The organism is Priestia sp. LL-8 (assembly GCF_036227845.1).
Taxonomy (GTDB): Bacteria; Bacillota; Bacilli; order Bacillales; family Bacillaceae_H; genus Priestia; species Priestia zanthoxyli.
Genome location: NZ_JAZAQH010000001.1, coordinates 1,669,948 through 1,691,710, shown reverse-complemented (window position 1 = coordinate 1,691,710; position 21,763 = coordinate 1,669,948). Strand labels below are relative to the sequence as shown.

At 35.3% G+C, this 21,763-nt stretch carries 25 protein-coding genes and 1 pseudogene; 8 read left to right on the top strand and 18 right to left on the bottom strand.

Annotated features, from left to right (window positions below):
* The first annotated feature begins 488 nt into the window (after positions 1-488).
* Positions 489-689, top strand: coding sequence for a cold-shock protein (locus tag U9R83_RS08530; protein WP_013056409.1), 201 nt, complete (start codon positions 489-491; stop codon positions 687-689).
* Between the two features lie 882 nt (positions 690-1,571).
* A complete protein-coding gene (locus U9R83_RS08525) occupies positions 1,572-1,718 on the top strand; it encodes a BH0509 family protein (RefSeq protein ID WP_014460666.1) in 147 nt (48 codons plus the stop codon).
* Between the two features lie 75 nt (positions 1,719-1,793).
* Here the strand turns inward: U9R83_RS08525 and U9R83_RS08520 are convergent, their stop codons facing one another.
* The 6 genes from U9R83_RS08520 to U9R83_RS08495 form a co-directional block, all read right to left on the bottom strand.
* Entirely contained in the window at positions 1,794-2,312 is a 519-nt protein-coding gene (locus U9R83_RS08520) for a hypothetical protein (protein ID WP_243549074.1), read from the bottom strand.
* Positions 2,313-2,374: 62 nt separating this feature from the next.
* Positions 2,375-3,007 carry a hypothetical protein gene (locus tag U9R83_RS08515; RefSeq protein ID WP_243549072.1) on the bottom strand — a complete coding sequence of 211 codons (633 nt, stop codon included), beginning with the start codon at positions 3,005-3,007 and terminating at the stop codon, positions 2,375-2,377.
* A gap of 1,009 nt (positions 3,008-4,016) precedes the next feature.
* Positions 4,017-4,310 carry a hypothetical protein gene (locus tag U9R83_RS08510; protein ID WP_182421187.1) on the bottom strand — a complete coding sequence of 98 codons (294 nt, stop codon included), beginning with the start codon at positions 4,308-4,310 and terminating at the stop codon, positions 4,017-4,019.
* 60 nt (positions 4,311-4,370) lie between these two features.
* Positions 4,371-4,856 carry a hypothetical protein gene (locus U9R83_RS08505; RefSeq protein WP_243549070.1) on the bottom strand — a complete coding sequence of 162 codons (486 nt, stop codon included), beginning with the start codon at positions 4,854-4,856 and terminating at the stop codon, positions 4,371-4,373.
* Between the two features lie 81 nt (positions 4,857-4,937).
* Positions 4,938-5,414 (bottom strand): hypothetical protein, encoded by a 477-nt coding sequence (locus U9R83_RS08500; protein ID WP_014460673.1) that lies wholly within the window; start codon positions 5,412-5,414, stop codon positions 4,938-4,940.
* A 167-nt stretch (positions 5,415-5,581) separates the two neighbouring features.
* Positions 5,582-6,469: a LysR family transcriptional regulator gene (locus tag U9R83_RS08495; RefSeq protein WP_328575194.1), complete on the bottom strand. Its 888-nt coding sequence runs from the start codon at positions 6,467-6,469 to the stop codon at positions 5,582-5,584.
* Positions 6,470-6,657: 188 nt separating this feature from the next.
* Between U9R83_RS08495 and U9R83_RS08490 the strand changes: the two genes are divergently transcribed.
* Together U9R83_RS08490 and U9R83_RS08485 are read left to right on the top strand one after the other, a co-directional pair.
* Positions 6,658-6,996, top strand: a complete 339-nt coding sequence (locus U9R83_RS08490; RefSeq protein ID WP_014460675.1) for a DMT family transporter — start codon at positions 6,658-6,660, stop codon at positions 6,994-6,996.
* Complete coding sequence (locus tag U9R83_RS08485; RefSeq protein ID WP_140450612.1) at positions 6,996-7,307, top strand: DMT family transporter; 312 nt, start codon at positions 6,996-6,998, stop codon at positions 7,305-7,307. Before U9R83_RS08490 ends, U9R83_RS08485 begins: the two co-directional genes overlap by 1 nt.
* A 237-nt stretch (positions 7,308-7,544) precedes the next feature.
* On the opposite strand, the gene U9R83_RS08480 is transcribed toward U9R83_RS08485, so the two are convergent.
* On the bottom strand, positions 7,545-8,057 hold the full coding sequence (locus U9R83_RS08480) for a DIP1984 family protein (protein WP_014460677.1): 513 nt from the start codon (positions 8,055-8,057) through the stop codon (positions 7,545-7,547).
* Positions 8,058-8,340: 283 nt separating this feature from the next.
* Between U9R83_RS08480 and U9R83_RS08475 the strand changes: the two genes are divergently transcribed.
* Positions 8,341-8,838 carry a DinB family protein gene (locus U9R83_RS08475; RefSeq protein ID WP_014460679.1) on the top strand — a complete coding sequence of 166 codons (498 nt, stop codon included), beginning with the start codon at positions 8,341-8,343 and terminating at the stop codon, positions 8,836-8,838.
* 83 nt (positions 8,839-8,921) lie between these two features.
* Here U9R83_RS08475 and U9R83_RS08470 read toward each other — a convergent pair.
* Both U9R83_RS08470 and U9R83_RS08465 read right to left on the bottom strand, forming a co-directional pair.
* A pseudogene (locus U9R83_RS08470) lies at positions 8,922-9,143 on the bottom strand (cysteine hydrolase); the annotation flags it as partial.
* A gap of 6 nt (positions 9,144-9,149) precedes the next feature.
* Positions 9,150-9,356: a DUF1272 domain-containing protein gene (locus U9R83_RS08465; protein WP_014460681.1), complete on the bottom strand. Its 207-nt coding sequence runs from the start codon at positions 9,354-9,356 to the stop codon at positions 9,150-9,152.
* Between the two features lie 144 nt (positions 9,357-9,500).
* Between U9R83_RS08465 and U9R83_RS08460 the strand changes: the two genes are divergently transcribed.
* On the top strand, positions 9,501-9,923 hold the full coding sequence (locus U9R83_RS08460) for an Lrp/AsnC family transcriptional regulator (RefSeq protein WP_014460682.1): 423 nt from the start codon (positions 9,501-9,503) through the stop codon (positions 9,921-9,923).
* A gap of 19 nt (positions 9,924-9,942) precedes the next feature.
* The gene (locus U9R83_RS08455) at positions 9,943-10,254 is read left to right on the top strand and encodes a hypothetical protein (RefSeq protein ID WP_014460683.1); all 312 of its coding nucleotides are present in this window, start codon (positions 9,943-9,945) and stop codon (positions 10,252-10,254) included.
* Between the two features lie 865 nt (positions 10,255-11,119).
* Here the strand turns inward: U9R83_RS08455 and U9R83_RS08450 are convergent.
* From U9R83_RS08450 to U9R83_RS08415, 8 genes are all read right to left on the bottom strand, one after another.
* Positions 11,120-12,013: an ROK family protein gene (locus U9R83_RS08450; protein WP_328575193.1), complete on the bottom strand. Its 894-nt coding sequence runs from the start codon at positions 12,011-12,013 to the stop codon at positions 11,120-11,122.
* A 112-nt stretch (positions 12,014-12,125) separates the two neighbouring features.
* A complete protein-coding gene (locus U9R83_RS08445; protein WP_014460685.1) occupies positions 12,126-13,454 on the bottom strand; it encodes a PTS sugar transporter subunit IIC in 1,329 nt (442 codons plus the stop codon).
* Between the two features lie 12 nt (positions 13,455-13,466).
* Positions 13,467-14,873 carry a GH1 family beta-glucosidase gene (locus tag U9R83_RS08440; protein WP_014460686.1) on the bottom strand — a complete coding sequence of 469 codons (1,407 nt, stop codon included), beginning with the start codon at positions 14,871-14,873 and terminating at the stop codon, positions 13,467-13,469.
* A gap of 14 nt (positions 14,874-14,887) precedes the next feature.
* Positions 14,888-15,196 (bottom strand): PTS sugar transporter subunit IIB, encoded by a 309-nt coding sequence (locus tag U9R83_RS08435; RefSeq protein ID WP_014460687.1) that lies wholly within the window; start codon positions 15,194-15,196, stop codon positions 14,888-14,890.
* Position 15,197: 1 nt separating this feature from the next.
* Complete coding sequence (locus U9R83_RS08430) at positions 15,198-15,539, bottom strand: PTS lactose/cellobiose transporter subunit IIA (RefSeq protein WP_014460688.1); 342 nt, start codon at positions 15,537-15,539, stop codon at positions 15,198-15,200.
* Positions 15,540-15,679: 140 nt separating this feature from the next.
* Positions 15,680-16,393 (bottom strand): GntR family transcriptional regulator, encoded by a 714-nt coding sequence (locus U9R83_RS08425; protein ID WP_014460689.1) that lies wholly within the window; start codon positions 16,391-16,393, stop codon positions 15,680-15,682.
* Between the two features lie 827 nt (positions 16,394-17,220).
* A complete protein-coding gene (locus U9R83_RS08420; protein WP_014460690.1) occupies positions 17,221-17,994 on the bottom strand; it encodes a TerC family protein in 774 nt (257 codons plus the stop codon).
* Positions 17,995-18,375: 381 nt separating this feature from the next.
* Positions 18,376-18,996 (bottom strand): TetR/AcrR family transcriptional regulator, encoded by a 621-nt coding sequence (locus tag U9R83_RS08415; RefSeq protein WP_014460691.1) that lies wholly within the window; start codon positions 18,994-18,996, stop codon positions 18,376-18,378.
* A 135-nt stretch (positions 18,997-19,131) separates the two neighbouring features.
* On the opposite strand from U9R83_RS08415, the gene U9R83_RS08410 reads away from it, so the two are divergent.
* Complete coding sequence (locus U9R83_RS08410; protein ID WP_140450608.1) at positions 19,132-21,354, top strand: MMPL family transporter; 2,223 nt, start codon at positions 19,132-19,134, stop codon at positions 21,352-21,354.
* 106 nt (positions 21,355-21,460) lie between these two features.
* On the opposite strand, the gene U9R83_RS08405 is transcribed toward U9R83_RS08410, so the two are convergent.
* On the bottom strand, positions 21,461-21,697 hold the full coding sequence (locus U9R83_RS08405) for a hypothetical protein (RefSeq protein WP_014460694.1): 237 nt from the start codon (positions 21,695-21,697) through the stop codon (positions 21,461-21,463).
* Positions 21,698-21,763: the final 66 nt, after the last annotated feature.

Below are 21,763 nucleotides of genomic sequence, written 5' to 3'. Positions count from 1 at the left end.
TTTTTATTTGTAAACAAGTTTACGGATGCTAGTGCGAAGGTTGTATTTATATGAAAATGACATATAGATTCCTATCTAACAGAATCTATTTTTACACCACTATTTTTTAAAAATTTTGAGTGAACTCCCCTTTCTTTTGGACAGACCGGTCCACGTGTGCTCTCTCATCTAATTTAGTTCATATTTATGAATATATTTATGAATACAATGCCTATAACGATTGCATGGGCATTGGCTAATTTTCGACTTCTATCATTTCCATGTTTAAAAGATCACTTATAAATATTTTGAAGTTTTTGCATGAGAACCTCATTATGATGTAGATCGTCATACCCTAACCACCTTTTTAGTGAAGTGAATAATGATAAAGAAAGTTAGAAAGATCACATTAATTTAAGTTTAAGATGTCTCTATTGGGATAATATAATAAATAAGCTAGATTTAATGATAATCTGGTTTATTTTCTATATTCTAGGAGGCAACAAAAAATGGAACACGGTAAAGTGAAATGGTTTAATGCTGACAAAGGTTTTGGATTTATCGAGCGTGAAGGTGGAGAAGATGTATTTGTTCACTTCTCAGCTATTCAAGGTGAAGGCTTTAAATCCTTGGATGAAGGTCAAGAAGTGACTTTTGATATCGAACAGGGACAACGCGGACCACAAGCGACAAACGTAAATAAAGCATAAAAAAACATAAGAAAAAACAGACTCTATTTTCAGAGTCTGTTTTTTCTTAAAAAGATTTTTATATCAAAACTTATTCATCGATCATTATACTTCATGTTTTTTACATAATGACTTTTTAAAATTGTCAGTAATTCATTCGATATTCTTCTATTTACTATTTATCCATCACTGGATATTCTCTCACTCATAGCACTTATCCTTTTTTGCACCTCTGTAGATTACATTCAAAATAATAAGCGTATTAATAAATCTGCTGTTTTTGCATATATTAAATTTTCATAAAATTGATATCTTGGGCATAATACAGGATAGATACGTGGTAGAGGGGGGATTTTTTGAGACTGAAGGATGGAAACTTTTATACAGATAGTAGAACTAATAAGGTATATAGATTAAATGAAGATGACAAGGGAAGCTGGTACCTGAGTACGCGTGATGATGAAGATCATCATCAATTGTCAAAAACTTCGGGGCGTAACATGATGAAATTGTTAAAGAGTTTTTATAACAAAGTGAACGACAGTTGAAAATTAACCGCTCTGCAAAACAGCATAAAAAATATAAAGCTAGCTTAACACAGCTAGCTTTGTTTCTAATTTATAGAACTAGCTATCATGATGTTTTTTAGGGATTAAGCAACGATACTAACAAAAAATTTTTAGCCTGGCCCTTGGCAATGACCTATTATTTAATTTCGATTGAAGAATCCTTATTATTCCAATCCGACGCCATAATACCATTTCTATATTGTTTTTTGAAAAATCATCTATAATTGATATTGTTTTAATCTCATATTGAGATATATAATAAAAATAAGAAAAAAGAAAACGCTTTCTGAATTTAAATACATTGTTACTTTTCAAACTATAAGGAGGATTTAAAATGAGCCAAGTGGAAAGAAATTCTAAAGTACAGAAATTAGTTGAGTATAAAAAATTCAATGAAGAAGAAGTTTTAAAAATGACAGATCCGCAGGTTGAATATTATCACTGGCTCTATTTTGATGATTCCGCTTATGATTATATGTAACTCTAAAATAAGAAAAAGCACAAAAACGTTTGGTTTCAACGGGTTTGTGCTTTTTTCTTTTTTTTAATTATAGGATTACTCGTTTTTAATACCATTTCCTGTGACAACAAAGTGAGGGCTGGCTTCCTTTCGATTGAAAAGTCTCCAGAACTCACTATACTCATCGTCTTCTGAAGTATCCGGAAATACCTCCACTAAATAACCTTGAGATAAAAAGATCTTTAGCCCTCCTACTTCATCCGAGTCAACTCTTTCAACAATCGTGTGTTCGTTTATACCTTCTATAAAAGATTCAATTCGTTCATCGAATCGATTATTTCCTTGGACATCCCATTCAAAGTCCTCATTTTCATCCTCCAATCCTGTTCTTGGAGAATAGAAATCCCGTGAGGCTACTACAATTTTATTACCTTTGGCAATACGCCAAGAACATTGAATATGTAAAGCGTATTCAGCTACCTCTTCCGTTTTACCCCTTCTGGTTACTAAAATCTTTTCTCCAAATCCTAGCCAAAACAAATTTGAGGCTCTCCCCGCGCATCTTAAATTTAAGCCCACTAATTTGTCTAATTTTGATATAGTTGCTTTTCTCATGCTTTTCTCCTTTTATTTGCAGCTAAAGCTTTCTTTGTAAGCAACTAAACAATTAGAATGTATTAATCTATTTTGTTTATGGCATTAAGGTTATAGCGACCTATTTCTTCTTTATTTTTAATGACTACTAAAACACCTTTTAAAGCATTTTCTTTAAGCATTTTTATTTTTTCTTTATTAGGAGCCACTGGCAGCCCTCCGGACTTAGTGGTGAATCCTAATTCATAACTTACATTTATTTTCCCATTTCTATTCCTATCAAAATCCCCATATCCTGATCCTCTTCCTAATCCATCAAGACCTTTCTTGTCATCAAAAATATTAACCCCTACAGCGTCCTTAGAGGCCTTTATTAACTCTTTATCGGGTAAAATTTTAAAATCTAAATCGTCTTTATCAAAATTAATCAGGCTTTTATCACTATAATGCTTAATTCTCATATCGTAGTAAAGAGCAAGAGGCACAATTTCTTTCTCTTTTCCGTTTTTTTCTATTATTGTAGATCCTACCAAACCTTTGTCATTAACTACTTTTACTTTAACATTAGTAATTTTAAAAGGTTTTTTCTGATTATCTTGCTGATATTCTTTTGACACTTTTTTATTTTTTTCTACATCTGAGCTTCCTTGGTTTGAACAGGCTCCGCTCATTAACAACGAAACAGCCATAATAGTTACACCAATTAATTTTTTCATTATTCTATTCTCCCCTGTCTTAAACGACCCATGCCTTGTGGTTGTGGTAAATTTGTGAAGCTTAAATCCTTGTACAACGCAATTCTATCGCTTTCAATTGTTATTATGTTTTATTTATATTGGATAATTCTTTTTAGTATGTAATTGTACAGGCTTTAAATCATATAAATACTTTTAAAACAAATGAGTTAAGTTTATCAAAATAGAAATAGAGAAAAAATATGAACATGGAGATTTAGACTAACCTTCTGCTAAAGGATCCTTGTTATCAGGTATTTTCTTAGTCAGTTTATAAGAACGGAATTAGGAAACATATTGTATCAATAAGTGTTTTTAATTTATTTTGTAATTGTACCTATTATTTTTTCTTTACTAAATGTATTAAGTAATACATTTGTGCAATTAAAAACGAAAGAAATATAATGATGATGAATCCAAAGGTATTAATGGCCTCCTCTGCCGCATTATCACCAGTCATTAAAAGAGAAGCTAATACGAAATATAGTATAATCCCTATAAAAAGGTTCAAGAAGAAAATACTTATATATTTAGACAATAAAAAATCTCCTTTCTTTAAATAATTTCGTATAAAAAATTATTTCCGATAAGTTTTTTCTATTTATTTCCTATTAGTCTACCAAATACGTCTGTAAAAGTGTATGATTTTTAGAAGACAAATGTTATAAGAGGTATATAAAACATTTCTAGTTTATAAATAGATAGCTAATTAAAGTATGTTATCATGGATAAATAAGGAAGTAATGTTGAGCACTACTTTGAAGGAGATATTAATGAGACAGTTAAAAAGAAATTATTTTTGGGTTCTAACTATACTAATATTATCCAGTACAGTCTTCAATCTGATTTGGAGAGATAAAAGTTGGCCAGGGTATTACACTTTGTCCGTATTTTTAGTTTTGATTGTACTAAATATTATTTGGAATAGATATGGAAAGAATGAAAGTGCAAAAAAGTAATGCACCACACCACAGGTTTGCTGCATTACTTTTTATTTTTGCAACTTCTGGTTAAAAGTCTCAGCGACAAATTCAAATTCTACATCGTCTTTATGAATAAAAAATGTAGTACACCCGTCAATACCAATACGTTTATTAGACTGAGCACATACTACATCTACCTCAACCAGATTAAAATGAACAGCATGAGCATGTATGCGTATTAGATGGGGATATAAGCTGGTAATGGCACGCTGAAAATTTAATAAAACTTCCGTATCAGTAAGTTCAGATAAAGAATCATCGATTTCATGATTCTTTATCTTTCGTAGCCTATTATCAATCATCAACTTTCCCCTCCTACCTCTAGTTAGTTAATCCTCCGATAGTACATGTACGTCATGAAGCTATTCGTTATTATACTTGTCTAGGTCTTTCCATTTTGCAAACTTGTTTCTAAAATTCCTAGATATTTCTTCGTCCTTGCTCAAAAGTAAAATTAAAGATGAGTCCCAAAAAACTAATTCTATAATTGCTTTAGGGTGCTGAATTGTTGGTGTTTCAATCCAAAAACCCGGATTACCATCAGCATAAGGCTCTTCTTTAAGTATATCTAAATTTATAGTTTCTTTCTTATTAAAGGCAGAAAAAACTCCCCATATAAAATAGATGTCCTCTTTATTAGCAAGCTTCGTTAGATTTTCCCCTGTAATCCAATATGTATTGCCGCTCGTTCCATTGTTGTAAATTCTGTAATCAGTAAAGTAATCAAGGTACTTATCTGGAAAAGATCCATCTAAATCAGTCAACAGCCAATTGTACTTTTCATGAAGGGTATTAAAAGAACTCAGTATTTCCTTTAAGTCATAAAAGCTCTCTAAGATCGTATTCATGCATTTTCCTCCATATTTTATTTTAACATTTCCCTTAGTAATTTTTCTGTATACAACATGCAAGAATAGTTAACATAACGCTTATTCAAACTCCTCAGGACACCAAACAGCTATGTCATCACCCGGAGTTGCAACTAAAAGCCAATCACTTCCTGCAAAAGGGTCTCCTAATTGCCAGCATTCATAGTTAGGATCATGACCGTTCACAAATAATACTCTTCCCGATTCTAGAGAAATGATAAGATGAGGCGATACGGCATCCAGCTGCACGTTTACTACTTTTTGTCTCCTGATATCCCAAATATGCTTAAAACATTGCTCTTCTGTATGGAAAGGCACTTCATCTTCTGATGATGGGTATGTATCGCGGGCTTCAGGATATACAGTCCAAGTTGTTTCGATATTCAATACAAAATCACTATCATCTTTTTTATTATAGTTAGTAAAATACAATAGAGTTACAGAGCTGTTAAGCCCAAATTTCACGCCATCTATTTGACTGCTAATAAGTAAGTGCTTCAGTACTCGTTCCGCAAATTTTTTGTCCTCTATCTTCACTGCAGCTGCTCCTTTACACGTGTCTTAGATGTATACCATATAAAAAGTTAAGCAGCGTAATCCTCTTTAGATATTAAAAAGCTCACTTTTACTGCTCAAATTAACACTTGGTATATTCATCCTAAACATAGGCTAAATAAAAAAGATCTTTACGAAAAACAGTCTGATTATTTCTGATTTTTCCTTTCTCTTACTTCGCTGATTGTCTTTATAAATTCACGCTCAGTTACGCCTAGATAGGAGTCAGAACGACGAACATATACAATCCTGAGGTCTCTGTAAGGCTCAGGTATTGAAAAGAGTTGTACTACCCCTTCTCTCTCATATCTCTCCGCTAATGACCGGCCTATAAGTGTCACACCAAGGCCCGAAATCACTGCTCCCATAATCGTTTCGAGTGTAGCGAATTCCATAATTTTCGGGGATACGATCTGTTCTTCTTTTAACCATTGCTGTAGCCTTTCTCTATATTGGCAGCCTTCATTAAATAAGATGAATGGTAAGTGTAGTAACTCTCTAGCAGACTGAAGCTGTTGAGTACCTTTTTGATTTGCACTGCATACAAGTACAATTTCTTCATCAAAAGCCGGAATTTGATCAAGCATTGACACATTTACTGGTTCTGCTACAAATGCCCCGTCTAGCTGGAACTTAAGAACTTTCTCTATTAATTGTGTACTTACTCCTGATACTAGAGAAATATCCACATTTTTGTGCTTATTATGATAGGAAGAAATGATTTCAGGAAACCCTACTACCGTTTCAACTAATCCAATACATAATGATCCGACAAGGTTACGCTCATTTTGAAACGCTTTCTCTATTTCATCCATTAGCCTCATCATTTGTTCTCCATACGTTAGAAGTTTTCTACCTTCTACATTTAATGTCATTCCACGTCTGTGACGATGAAACAAGGGGTGTCCAATTTTCCGTTCAAGAGATCGAATACGTGCTGTTACATTTGGTTGGACATAACCTAGCTTATCAGCGGCAAGGCTTACACTGCCGTACTCTGCTACAGCCATAAATATGCGTATATCTTCTACTTCCATAAACATCCTCCGTTCGACTTACATTCATTCATTTAGGTATTAACAATAGTGATATCTATAATCATTTATCATTATTTTACAAGATATCAACCTCTAGATAAAATAATGACATCCGAGTGCGACTGCAACTATTTAGTAGCAATTACATAAAGTTCTTAAAATGAGGTGACTGAAAGGAGGAGATCTGATTGTTTTATTTACTATTGGTTCTTGCCATCATCTTGGAGGTAATCGCAGTATCTTTTCTTAATCTTACAAATGGATTCACAAACTTTGTTCCGACTGTTTTTGCCATACTATTTTATTGTTCTTCAATTGCTGCTTATATGCTCCTTAACGCCAAAGGTGAAGTAGGAGTAGCAAGTGCTTTGTATGCAGGAGGAGCAACCGTACTTGTTGTGGTCACAGGTATTATTTTTTTTGATGAAACTATTTCCTTATCTAAAATCTTAGGAGTTTCTCTTATTATAATTGGTGCAGTTTCTCTTAACATTAAAGGGCGCTCTAAAGAAAGAAGGACAGCGTAATGGGATACGTATTTTTAACGATTGGCTTAGTTTTAGGCATTGCAGGCCAAATGTGTGTAAAACTATCTAAAGGCTTTAGACAAACTGTTCCCACGATAGGCGCATTTCTACTCTTCATTGCTTGTATTTATTTTATTTCTCTAACGACACACTATTTTGAAATGGGAATCATCTTTGCTATATGGGCAGGGCTGACGATTGCTAGTACAACGCTGTTAGGTGTTTATATATTTAAGGAATCAAAAAACAAAAGAAAAATTATCTCGGTTACTCTTATTATTACAGGTGTTATCATACTGAAAGCTTTCTAATAGAAATAAGATAAATAAGGCCCTTACTTAACTTATAAGTAAGGGCACCATAGAAGGAGTTAAAAACAAGGAGGTATTGGTCATCGACCGTCCATTGCTATAGTTGGTTATTGGTAAGTTGTAACAGTGTAATGGGTCATTGGATTATTGGTTTTATCACTTGCCATCACAATAGTACTTTGAGTACACTAAACATTCTCCTTCTATGCCTTGAAGGGAGTCTCACCTCTTCAAGGATTAAAAATATTTATCTCCATCAAACTCTAACTCTATTTGATAGTTTTTAGCGTTAATTAAATTCGATAATCTATTTGCTTTCTTTTCAACCTCTAGACCTCTTAGACGATATTCTTCAGGATCAAATGTAGCCACTTTAATAATGGATACCCCTTCTCCATAGTAAGGATATTCTTCTTTAGATGATGAACCAAACTCTTTGTATTTTCTTGCTTTAGCACGTAATTGAGTGGCATATTCAATTGCTTCTACAATTGTTAGTTTGTGTTCATTATAAGTAATATTATTTTGGATATTGGCTTGATACATTAATTTATCAAGTAGACGCAAATCCTTTCGAATGTCCTCTAAATCCTGTTCAACATGAGATAGTGATCGAGCTTGAGGAGGAATCTTCTCCCCTTTTTCAATCTCTACAAATGCAACTCGGTCCATCTCTTCTTCTAATTCATGTATTCGTTTTGATAATACACTTTTCAATTTCACAGCCTCTGCTAGAGAAATTTTAGACATAGATCAAAGCTCCTTTATTCATAAACTTACTTTTTACTATTTTATTGTTCTAATACCTTCTTATAATAAGGAAGTATTGTGCCACTTCCGCTTTCTATATATTTTATATTAAACCATATTTCGTCATATAAAGGTGATTTACAAACAAAAAATTGTGATTGATACTATTTATTTTCGTTGCATTGTTATAGTAAATCGTTAATCACAGAAGTACATATCTTAAACTGATTTGTGTTAGACTGTTACAAGCTTAATACTTTGAAAAAGAAAGGTCTGAAAAAACATGACACAAACGAATACCGCATTTCGCGATGCACTTATCAAATCACTGCGAGGTGAAAGAGGTCATCTTCCAACAATTAATGCAATAACCGATATTAATATGGAACTTGCTTCACATAAACAAAAGGAATTACCTTACTCTATTTATCAATTAGTGAAGCATATGAGCTATTGGCAAGACTTTTTACTTGCTCTTGCTAAAGGAGAAAACCCTGAGAGACCGAAAAGTGTGAGTGAAAGCTGGCCCGAACATCCAGCTCCATCTGATGAGGAAGAATGGAAAAAGACGATCCAGCATTTTTGTGATGGAATTGACGAAGCCTGTCACTTAGCTGAGACATTAGCAATCGAAGAACCTCTGGATGCTTGGCCAAGTGAAACCCCAGGGGGATTACTGCGTAACATTGCTTCTCACAACAGCTATCATCTAGGTGAAATTGTTATAATGAGAAGGTTAAACGGAGCATGGCCACCGCCAACAGGAGGCTTTCCTGCTTAGATTGAGACATAATGCAGAAATAAAGCTCTAAAAAGCGTCCATTAAACACTTTTAGAGCTTTATTCTAGTTGTGTACTATTCCTTTATGAATAATGTGTGGGATGAAACAAGTCTTCCTCTGCATTTCTGACAATCGAAAAGTTTTCAACGTTGTAATGACCATGTAAAGTTTCCTTATAATGCTTTATGATTTGTTCAGCACTTAAACCATTACTGTCCGTTGTTGAATGTCCATCACCCACTAATGTCACATCCATTCCATTGATTGTAGCTGTTCTGACTGCACTATCTATACAGTATTGTGTCTAAATTTATGAGAAATTTAATGAGCAACTTAGCGGATTTTCTTGCCCCCTTGGTCTCTTGACTAGTTCCCCTTCACAGTTAGGACAAATATACATCGCACTTTCACTACATTTATCACAGAATGTACATTCATGAGTACAGATATAAGCGACAGAGCTATTATGGAGTTTCTTATTGCACTTTTCGCATGTATTTCTCATTTCTAAAGCCATTAAATCCCTCCTTTTGATATAATTAAATTGTATTGTATAAATTTCTATTTTCACATATCTATTTTATTGTATTATTGATTAATAGCTTTAATTTTGACGGAAAATTCATTATTTTAATTTATAATTTGAAGCGGGGTATGTTTTATGGATGAAATTGATCAAAATATATTACTACATCTACAAGAAAATGCTCGTTTGTCTTTTACACAGCTGGGAAAGCTGGTTGGTTTATCTACCCCTGCTGTTAATGAAAGAGTAAAAAAACTTGAAGAAAAAAACATAATAGATGGATATAGAGCAATAATTAACCCTGAAAATTTCAACAAACCTGTAACTGCTTTTATTTTATACAGCAATACAAAATGCAAGCAATTCGTAGAACATTGTAAAGAACACCCTGAGGTTATCGAATGTCATCGTTTGGCGGGTCAATACAACTATCTAGTAAAAGTTTTAACTAATTCCGTTCAATCTCTTGAAACATTTATTGATGAATCTATGGCTTTTGGAGAGCCATCTACATTGATTAAACTTTCCTCACCAGTTGTCTATAAAGCAATAAAATAGAAAGGGAGAAATATCCAATATGAAAAAGCGGATTTTGAGTTGGAGCATTCTTGTTGGGGTTATTATTATTGTAGCTATTGGCATACCAAGGATAACAGCCAATGAAGCAAGCCCTTTAGGTTCATCAGAAGAAAAAAAGAAAGTAGAAGAACTCGAAGAAAATTTCCGAAAGTGGTCACTTGAACCACTGGATAAGTTTATGGTGCAAAGTTACCAAGCAAAGCCGAATGGACATCAGTGGAATAGTGTGAAACAAAAATCAATTAAAAATTACCGTGTCACATATTACACGTTTTTTGGATTTCGTTACATGGAAGCAGAAGTTAGTTGAATCTAACATGGAAAGATAAGATTTGCGCAGAATATTATGCCACATGCCCGTTTTTTTCTTAATCATGATCCATTCGATGTTACATAGATATAAAAAATGAACGTACAAAAAAAGGTAATGCAACATGCACTACCTTTTTTGTATTGTAATTGTTCTCTAAAACATCTGAAATTATTTTAAAATTATCAATATTATAGATTAAAAGGATTTTATTACCTTTTATGGTGTGCTCAAACCTAAACTATTTAAGGAGTGAACGAATTGGAAGTGAATAACCAAACTCAAATGAATACAAAATCGATTCACTAGTCATATGGAATAATACGCTGTCTGTAGAATAACGAATGGTGGAGTTTTATCAATTAGAGAGGAGCATGAAATTGCAATCAACTTTTCAAATAAGATTTAAAGACATACTACTCATTATTCTAACCTTATTACTTGTCATCTCCGTATTAGTAAATTGCGCTAGTTATTTTAATAGCAAGCAAATCGAAAGCATCAGCTCACAATGTTACGATAAAGGCGGAGAAGTCATACTCGAGATACATAACCTTTTTACCAATGATTATTCTTTTATGTGTAGATAGACATTATCTACTCCACTGTTTTCTGCATGAATACTGGGGCATCTTTATTTTGCACTCTATCTAACAAACGTTTCTCAACAAGAAATAAATAAGCGCAGCTGAAGCAAGCAGCTGTGCTTATTTATTTAAACCTTTAGATGTTGATAGTGACTTATAAACCACTCAATTCTCTCCCTATACCTTATCGAGGTGAAAATCTCTTAATTATGGTCTGTACATGTCCTAACTTTTTATAATAAATTTATTATAAAAAGCTATAGCTCTAATGTTTAGTTTCAAATTAACTCCAACGTTTTTTGAGACGCAATATGATGGTAAACTGCACCAATCATACCTGATTGATTTCCAAAACTAGTAGACCTGATAACAGCAGAGAATGCTGGATCAATTTCTAAGATTCTCTGTTTTAATTCGTTTATGAATGTTTTTCTTGAAGTAATCCCTCCCCCAATATAAAAAGTAGGAGGAGCAAACACATAATATAAGTTTAAGATGTTCATTGCCAATCCACTATATAAGTCACTAACCAGAAGCGATGCCACTTCTTCCCCTTGGTCGTAAGCTTCAAAGATTTGTTCACCTGAGACATTTTGAAAAGGTATGTTCATACACGTTGCATATTTTTCACGAATGACTGCCAGCGTAGCTGTTTTGTTAAATTTATGATTTTCTGCAATATCACTCGTAACGTGTCCACTGAACATATGTCCAAACTCACCAGATCGGTTACGTCTCCCTCTATAAAGAGCGTCGTTCAAATAAATTGCGCCTCCAATTCCTGTTCCAATAGTTAGACAAAGAAAGTCAGTCTCTTCTTTTGCACTTCCTTTCCATTTTTCTGCTAGAGCTACACAATTCGCATCGTTTTCTGCACTTATTGCCAAATCAGGAAATTGTTCTTTAAAATATGCAAAGATATTGAACCCATTAAAATCTTCAATAGCACCGCCCATTTCAATAAAACCTGTATTAGGATTAATAAAACCAGGTATGCTTAGAGCTAGCCCTACTACATCAGAATCAATTCGGCTTTCAATTTGAGTAAGAATAGTCTGCCCTTTCCTATTGGCTAGAGGTATTTTTACGGATTCAACAAGATCACCGCAAAGAGAAAATTTCCCCATTTTTAAATCGGTACCACCAATATCACAAGCTAATACAAATTTCATTGTATATCCTACTTTCTTCTTCAAAATATTGACTATAACTTCATTATAAGTGCATAAATAAAGAATTACCCCCTATAAAAGTATACCGGGGGTAATTCTTTATTTAGTTGTTTCAAGCAATATTACTTTCTGATTGTTTTTTTGCTTCGAGCTCTTCATTATAAGAAATACTATCTTGCATTCTGACAAAAGGAAGATAAATCATCACTGACATCGCAATGGTTACTATTTGCAATAAAGCCCCTCTCCAGCCGCCAATCAAGAAGCCAGAAACAACCGGCGGTGTGGTCCAAGGAACCTGAAGTGCATTGAAAGGCTCTACCCATCCCCAAATGATAGAGAAGTAGACCATAAATGATGCGATTGCAGGAACAACAATAAAAGGAACAAACATTATTGGGTTAAATACAATTGGCATACCAAAAATGATTGGCTCGTTTATATTGAATAATCCAGGAGCTAAAGATAATCGACCGAGCTGCTTTAAGTGCGATGACCGTGCCACTATAAGAGCTGCAATAATAAAACCAATGGTAATACCTGATCCTCCCAGTTTCGTAAATACATCCAAGAATTGAATGGTTACAACTTTAGCATTTTCACCTACAACAAGTTCTTTACCAGAATCCAATATAGCTTGGTTTTGTAAAGCATTAGCTGTTAGGAGTGGTCCCATTACTCCCATAATAATGGCAGCACCATGAATTCCACACCACCAAAGAAGTGACATTAAGACCATGATAAGAACTGCACCAGTAAGCGTGTCCGTCAAATTTTGTACGGGTACTTGCAGCAGTTTATAAACAATTTCAGTGAATGTCTTATTTGCAAAAGCTTGGCATAATCCAAAGACAATGGCAGCTACTGTAATAATGGCAAACCCAGGAATTAGTGCAGAGAACGAGTTCGCAACGCCTGGCGGAACACCTTCTGGCATTTTAATACGAATATCACGCTTAATAAACTGCGAATACACAAAGCCAACAAATAGACCAACTACAATCGAGGCTAGTACACCCTGCCCGCCGGTCCAAACTTTGGGAATAACACCTGTGACGGTTTCTCCGCTATTTGTCAAGACAGAGGCCTGAGTGATAATAAGGAAGGCAACTACACCTAGAATACCAGCTGGCGTACCTTCAATTTTTTCGTTCCGGACGTACGAATAAGCGATTCCAAACACACCAATAAGAGCCAGAATATCAAATGTAGAACCGACAACCTGGGTAAGTGGAAGGTTCCACTGTTCTCCAAAGAATTTCACCATAGCCTCTTCCCAGCCTGGAATCGGGGCAGCGAGAATTAATAGAAAGAGAGAGCCGATAATTGTCATCGGCATTGTTAAAATAAACCCATCCTTAATTGCAAGTGTTGGTTTTGCATTTGCAAATCGAAGGAAGAACGGGGTGAACTTTTCAAATACACTTTCTAAGCGACCCATAGGGGTACCTCCTTAAAGTTCTTCTGCGCGTGTAGCGATAATATCCTTGTACCAAAAGAATGACTGCTTTCGTTTTCTTGCAAGATTATTTTTGTGATCGACATAAATGAATCCGTATTGTTTTTTATAACCATTTAACCAGCTAAGCAAATCAATGACAGACCATGCAAAGTATCCTGAGACGTTAATTCCTTCCATGACAGCTTTTTTGACAGCGCTTAAATGATTTTCAATATAGTCGATTCGAGGTTGATCATGAATCTCTTCACCAACGATAGGATCTTCATCTCCTAAACCGTTTTCCGTGATATACATTTTGATGTCCCCGTAGCGTTCTTTAAGCATACGCATCCCTTCTAGAAAAGCATCAGGAGCAATTTCCCATCCCCATTTGGTATATACTTTTTCTTCCATCATGACTGTTTTGTATACACCGTCAAATGAAGGGTTTCCAGGTTTACCTGTTGAGTTTTCACGTCCACCAGACAATACGAGGGCTGAATCGTTTTTCATTACGCGCTGTGGGCAGTAATAGTTTAATCCGATGAAATCATTCATAGGTGCCGTTCTATGAAGCAAATCCAGTTCTTCTTCTGTCATTTGCGGGAGTAGCCCTTTAGCTTCGAGCTCTTTTATTACATATTGTGGGTAAGCTCCTTTCAAAATTGGATCATAATACCAATGTGTCGAATATGCATTCGCATGTCTTTCTGCAAATTTGTTCTCTTCGTCCTCATCAATGCTAAACGCCGGGTTAAAAACATGAGTAATACCAATTTCCCCCTCATAGCTTGACTGTTTGAAAAGTTCAACCGCACGGGCATGAGCCACAAACACATTATGTGTCGCCTGAAAGTATGCTTTCGCATCCCCTTCAATTCCTGGTGGGTGAGCACCGGTTAAATAGCCTAACGAACAAAAGATAACCGTTTCGTTAAAGGTAATCCAATTCCGTACTCGATCGCCGAATGCTCTAAAACAAACATCAGCAAACGTGACAAATGCATCGGCTGTTTTAGGATTTAGCCAGCCGCCTTCTTCTTCAAGCGTTTGAGGAAGGTCCCAGTGATACAATGTGACGAACGGAACAATTCCGTGTTTTAAACATTCATCAATGACATTATTATAGAATTCCAATCCTTTTTGATTTACTTCACCTGTACCGTTGGGAAGAATACGTGTCCAGGCAATGGAAAACCGATACGATTCCAATCCCATCTCTGCCATAAGTGCGATGTCTTCTTTATATCGGTGATAATGATCAATGGCCACATCACCGTTTGTTCCTTCAAATGTTTTACCGGGAATCTTTGAGAAGACGTCCCAGTTCGAAACCCCTTTACCGTCCTTGTTCCATGCCCCTTCTACTTGATAAGAAGCTGAAGCTGCGCCGAACAAGAAATCTTTTGGCATTTTCAAATCATTCACCCCGTTTATTTATTCGCTAATTTAATCGCGTGTTCAAGTACTTTTGCACCATTCATCATGCCGTAATCCACCGTGTTAATAACATCAATAGCGACACCTTTTGGTTCACAAACAGCTTTTCCTTTGTTTAACAAATACTTCACCTGAGGACCTAATAAAGCAACATCGATATTATCAACATACTTTTCCATCTCTGACTCAGGGTAAGCTGCAATCTCAGCTTCTACACCACGCTCACCAGCAAACGCTTTCATCTTCTCCACTAACATACTTGTAGACATACCTGCTGCACAGAATAATCCAATCTTCACCATATCAATTCATCCCTTTCAATAAGTTAATTTCTTTTTGCATGGTCATCATATGATCCAATAGCTCTTTTACTAAGATCGTGTTCATCAAATGGTCTTGGGCATGAACCATCAATACACCAACCCGTGCCGATTTCCCTTGGGCCTCTAGTGTGACAAATTTTGTTTGAATAGCATGTGCTTCGTTTAAAATTGAATTCGCTTTTGCTACTTCTGCTTCTGCCTCTTCTACTTTGTTTTCTCTGAGCAGATGTAAAGCAGCGTGATAGCTCGCTTTAGCATCACCTGAAAATGCAATTAATCCAAAGATATCTTCAGAGCTAATCTCAATCGATTCTTCAACCATATATGTACACCCTTTCATAAGTACAAATCTAATTTGTTGGTACAAATTTTATAAATTTATAATAACTCACTCAGATTCATATGTAAACTATTTTTTTTATTTTCAGACAAAAAAAAAGAGCCCTGAGCTCTCTTTGCACCTTAACTACCTTTCATATTTGATACTTTTAGCAATTTTACATGTTTGAAGTGATGCACTGACTGCGAGTAATCAAAAATTGCACCGTTTATTAAATAAACAGTATTATCTACCACCAAAGCCGGATCATTCTCTTTTAATCCCAATAAATCAGCTTGCTCACACATAAGATAATCGGCACGAATAACACGATCTGCAAAACCAATTGCTAGTTGCTGGTCATTGCGTAAATATGTATAAATCGATTTTTTTACAATATTTTCATCAAGGTATTTAACAAGATTTTTGTTAAAATACGAAGTTTCAATTGAAAATGGATCACTATCAACATATCTTAGCCTTTTTACATAATAAATAGGTGTTCCAATCTTACATCCCATATTTTGGGCTAGTTCCTCATCCGCATTAATTAATTTAAAATCTAGGAGCTTGTTTTCTACAAGGCGGTCACTAAAATCATTGGTAACTCCTTGTAGCTTTTCAAGATTAACGTATCCATTGTTGTGATGATTACGAATAAATGCACCGCTGCCCTGAACTTGATATACATATCCTTTATTTACGAGAATTTCAATTGCTTTTCGTACTGTATTACGGCTCACCTGATACTTTGCTGCATATTCATCTTCAGTCAAAAGTTTATTTGTTTTTTGATAAACATGCTCAGTAATATCAGATTCAATTTGGCCAGCTACTTGCAGATATTTTGGCATCATTCTGTTTTACACCTCTCTATACAAACTAAAAAACTAGGGATTATTATAGCATAAAATACGGAAAGAAGTGCTTTTATGAATATACTTGAAAGAAAAAAACTTTATACCCTTGTTCAATATGAGGATAGCTATTACTTGTACCATTCCTGAAGTACTGGAATTGACATATTGTAAAACATCTAATTTTTTTAAAAACACTGCACTTACGAATCAAAAATGAAGTTCGACGTCTTTGTCTAATTGCTTTTTTCATACAAGCTAAAGTTAACTTTAATAAAAATTGAGACCTAAACTTATTACAAAGAGCACACAATATATATTCCTTTGAGAAATCCAGGGTGTATGTCTTTATCTCTAAACTTTTTTAATAGTTTAAAAGCGGGTAATACATTTCATAAAAAGGTATGATTTTATTAACTTTTTACGCATTACGCTCACGGCTGTTGCTTTCTCTTTCATCGGTGTTATATTCAGGGTAATTTACGCTCAAATAATTGGAGAGAAAGATGTCCAAATCGAAAGTCTTATCGGTCTCTTTATTGGTTTTTTTATTGGGATTTTCTTAATTTCCTGCTTTACTGATTATCGTAAAGAGAACAAAAATAATAAATAAAATGACCAAGTTCGTTTGCATAACCGTTTCAATTAAAAAGTGCGTTAGCCCTGCTTGGGTTAACGCACATGATCATTCGCTTGAATCAACAAAACTCACGCTTTTATAAGATCTAAACATCCTTTTAAATGCCAAAATAAGGGCTGTTCGGATAGAAAAATCAAGGTTAATTAGTAAATTCGGGGTGCATCGTACATTCACACTCAATTGCCTTTTAGACCGATGATTTTTCTGATGACTTATTGCCCGGTGCAAACCAACCTAATAGCGCGATACCAACTAATACTCCATAGAAAATCAGGGTCCAAGCGGTGCTATGAGGGAAATGAGAATCTAAGACGCCGATATCTTTATGCGCAAAAGTAATAACCGCAAGTTTAACACCGACCCAGGCAACAATTGCATATGCTGTCGTTTCTAAGGCAGGTCGCTTTTCAAGGAGTTTTACAAACCAGGTTGCTGCAAACTTGATTAAGATAAGACCTGCAATCCCTCCAAGAACTACAACTGCAAACTGCCCTCCGTCCATACCACCGATTTCTCCAAACTGTGAATCCGGAAGCCCAAGAGCTATAGCGACCGCAGCTAAAATAGAATCAATGGCAAAAGCAAGGTCAGCTAACGCAATTTTCCCCACTGTCGGCCAGAACCCCTTTCCAGCAGACTCCTTCTCATCATCATCATGAATATTCTCATTATGTTTCCCAAATCGCGCCTGAATGACATGCTTCAAACCTAGATACAGAAGATAAACGGCTCCTATGGCCTGTATCCACCAGACGTTGGCGATAAATGAAATGGCAAAAAGAGCTCCAAACCGAAAAATAAATGCCATAAGAATTCCGTAATTAATCGCTCTTTTTTTCTGATCCTCGGGTAAATGTTTAGCTATAACTGCTAGTACAAGAGCATTATCAGCTGATAATAATCCTTCTAACCCGATTAGAATCAATAATGCCCATACGTATTCGAGCCAAATAGATTCCATCCATTTTTCTCCCTTCCAAAATGTAACTTGTTATTCTAAAGGTTTTGTTTACAATAGAATAACCATATATCCTAAAGGCAACCCTAAAAGATAGGATTTTCATTATTTTAACACTAACCTTCTGTAAAATACCGCTTTAAATACAAATAAAAACCAAATTATTAAATTTTTACGTTTTTTATCATATAACGTCGCTTTTTTACATGATTAATGAAAACTTTGAGCCAACATCTCTATAAGTTGGATGGTTAATAGGTAATGGCTATTATTTCAGGCTTGTTTTACAAAGTGCTTGCGACCAATGAAAAGAACGGCTGAAAATATTGATGAATATTTTTTAGCCGTTCTTTATTTCTTCTTTGTACCATGCAATAAAAAAGGTTAATTAGGACTAATCCCTACCCAAAACAGGTCCACTAGAGCCTGAGCCGTTTTTTCAGGGCCTCCTAATTCTGTAATTAATTCTTTTTTGTTCCGAATCATTGTGACCGTTGAAAATGTATGCGCAAGCAATCTGGGACTTGCTACGACGATTTCTCCGTTGTTTGCGGCCTGTTTGAATACGTTCTCTAATGCCTCATGTATCGCTTTCTCTGCTTCACGAATTTCACGAATATGATCTTCTGTAAGCGACGAAGTCGCTTCTTGTAATAATGTTTCAAAATCAATATGCGGCCGCTTTAAATGATCCAATGTTACCTCATATAATCTGTGTTTTAACCCATTGGAATTTTGCAATAATTTCTCCGTCTGTTTTGTAATACGTTGGAACATGCTTGATACGGAAACTGTAAACAAAGTTGCCTTATTTTTAAAGTAGTAGTAAACGCTGGCCTTGGTCACATCGCTCGCTTCAGCCACTTGCTCCATTGAAACTTTTTCGTACCCGTATGCCATAAATAAATGAGCAGCTGTTTTCAAAATTTGCTCTCTCGTTATATTATTTTCAGTTGTTATTTTAGGTCTGCCAGGCTTTTTTTTCGGTGTCTGATTCGTATTCATAAGGGCCCTCCTTCTAGTTCAAGAAATTGGCACATTTAAACTAGTTGATTAATTAACCTTCTGGTATATATAATTATTGAAGGTTCTATATATATTGTAATAGAAACAAACAGATTTGGAAATGAGGGAGAATTAATGAAAGAATCACCTTTAGCAACATTCAGTCGATATATGACTGGGAAAGTGAGCCGATGGATTGTAATTGCCGTATGGATTTTGGCAACTGTAGTCCTCACGATTGCTTGGCCTGCTGTGAATAAGACGGAAGTAAACAATGCACCAAACTTAAGTGAGAATTCACCTTCCGTAGAAGCTGAAAATCTTATAAAGAAAGAATTCCCTAATTCATCAGGGGTTCCTGCCTTACTTACATGGCACAAAGAATCAGGTTTGAATAATGATGATCTAAAATCTATTCAGCAAATGGCGGCGGATTTAGAAAAGAAACCATTAGAAGCACAAACGTCTACTCCGCCTTTGCATAAATTACCGTTAGCAGCTCTGCAAAAGATGGTTTCGAAAGACGGAACAACTCTTGTACAGCCTATTTTCTTTGAAGAAAACGTTGAAACGGATGTACTAGAAAAAAACCTAGATACGATTAAAAAACAAGTAAAAGAGAATGTTTCATACGATTCTTTTGCGACGGATATCGATGAAAAAGATAAGCTAAGCACGCGCGTTACAGGACCTGTAGGAATTCAAGTAGATGCAACCAGCCTATTTGAAGGAGCAGACGTTTCCTTACTAATCGCGACAGTTTTATTAGTCTTAATTTTACTTCTTGTAATTTATCGTTCCCCAATTTTAGCGATTATTCCTTTGATCGGTGTAGGTTTTGCCTATGGGGTGCTGAGTCCAATTCTCGGTATTTTAGCAGATAAAGGATGGATTACGGTCGATTCGCAGTCCATATCCATTATGACGGTCTTGTTATTTGGAGCCGGAACAGATTATTGTTTATTTTTAATTTCTCATTATCGCGATGAGCTTCGCAAAGTAAAAGATAAGAGACAAGCACTTATTAACGCTTTTAAAGGTGCTTCAGGTGCTATAGCCATGAGTGGCTTTACAGTTGTCATCTCTCTTCTAGCTTTAATCGTAGCAAAATACGGTGCTTACCACCGTTTTGCCATCCCGTTTAGCTTATCTATTCTGGTTATGGGATTAGCGAGTTTGACTCTTATTCCTGCCCTGCTTGCAGTTATGGGAAGAGGTTCTTTTTATCCTTTTGTCCCTCGCACTCCTGAAATGGAAGAGGAATTGGCGAAAAAGAAAGGAAAGCCGGTGCGTAACCGAAAAGAAAAAAATCGTTTCGGAAATTGGATTGGTAATGTGGTTACGACTAAGCCATGGACAATCATTGTTGCTTGTCTAGTCTTTTTTGGAGCTTTATCCATTTATTCTAGTCAAATTAAGTACACGTATGATTTATTGTCTTCTTTCCCTGAAGATATGCCTTCTCGTGAAGGGTTTACGATTATCTCTGATGCATATTCTCCAGGTGAACTAGCACCAGCACAAGTAGTAATTGATACGGAAGGAAAATCGGTAGATCTAGAAAAAGAGTTAAAGAAAAACGATCTTATTAGTACCGTTTCTGCACCTCAAAGCGGTAAAAGTAATAAGGATTTAAAAGTATATGATGTCAAGTTTAATGTAAATCCGTATAGTATAACAGCTATGGAAGCTATTCCAGACTTGAGAGATGCGGCCGAAAAGGCACTGTCACAATCCGGAGTTTCCTCAGTAAAATCCAAAGTATGGATTGGCGGTCAAACAGCGACGCAATATGACACGATGACTGTTAGTGATAAAGACAACAGTATTATTGTCCCGTTAATTATTATTTTTATATCGCTGCTGCTAGTGGCTTACTTGCGCTCTATTGTAGCTATGCTTTACTTAGTGGGAACGGTTATCTTGTCTTACAGTGCAGCCTTAGGATTAGGCTGGCTCATCATCCACAATATCATGGGAGCAGATGCTATCCAGGGAGCGATTCCTTTATACGCATTTGTATTCTTAGTGGCGCTTGGTGAGGATTATAATATTTTTATGATCTCAAGCATCTGGCAGAAAAAGAAATACATGCCGTTAAAACAAGCGATTAAAGAAGGCGTAAGTGAAACAAGCGGTGTTATCACATCAGCTGGAATCATTTTAGCTGCTACTTTCGCCGTTTTAGCAACACTGCCAATTCAAGTTCTTGTTCAGTTCGGAATTATTACAGCTTTAGGCGTTCTGTTAGATACATTTATTGTGCGACCATTCCTTGTACCTGCGATCACTACGGTTTTAGGAAGATTTGCTTTTTGGCCAGGTAAAGCTGAAGTAGTATCAGAAAAAGAGAAGTAAGTATTTGAACAAAGATGTTTTGTATTTGATTTACTATGCATCTTCTATGAGTATAAAACCAAGAAAAAAGCAAAGAGAATATCAATATTCTCTGTGCTTTTTTAATTTACTTCCATCTGTGCTCTTCTTTATCTGTTAGCTTTACGATAAACGGAAATAAACTAATAAGAGATATAGCAACAATCCCGCTTAAATAACCTAGCCCTATTAAAGGACCAGCACCTTTAAAGGAGATAAATTGTCTGGTATGGCATTTAGGACACTTCTTTCCTTTCTTAGAAAACCCAAGTAACCATACGTTTTTAGCGCTCCATTTGTAATTGCAATTATTGCAACAAGCCATATATACTCTACCTTTCTTGTCTTATGCCTTTATTCGTTTTTATGTAATTTTTGAACGGAATTATAA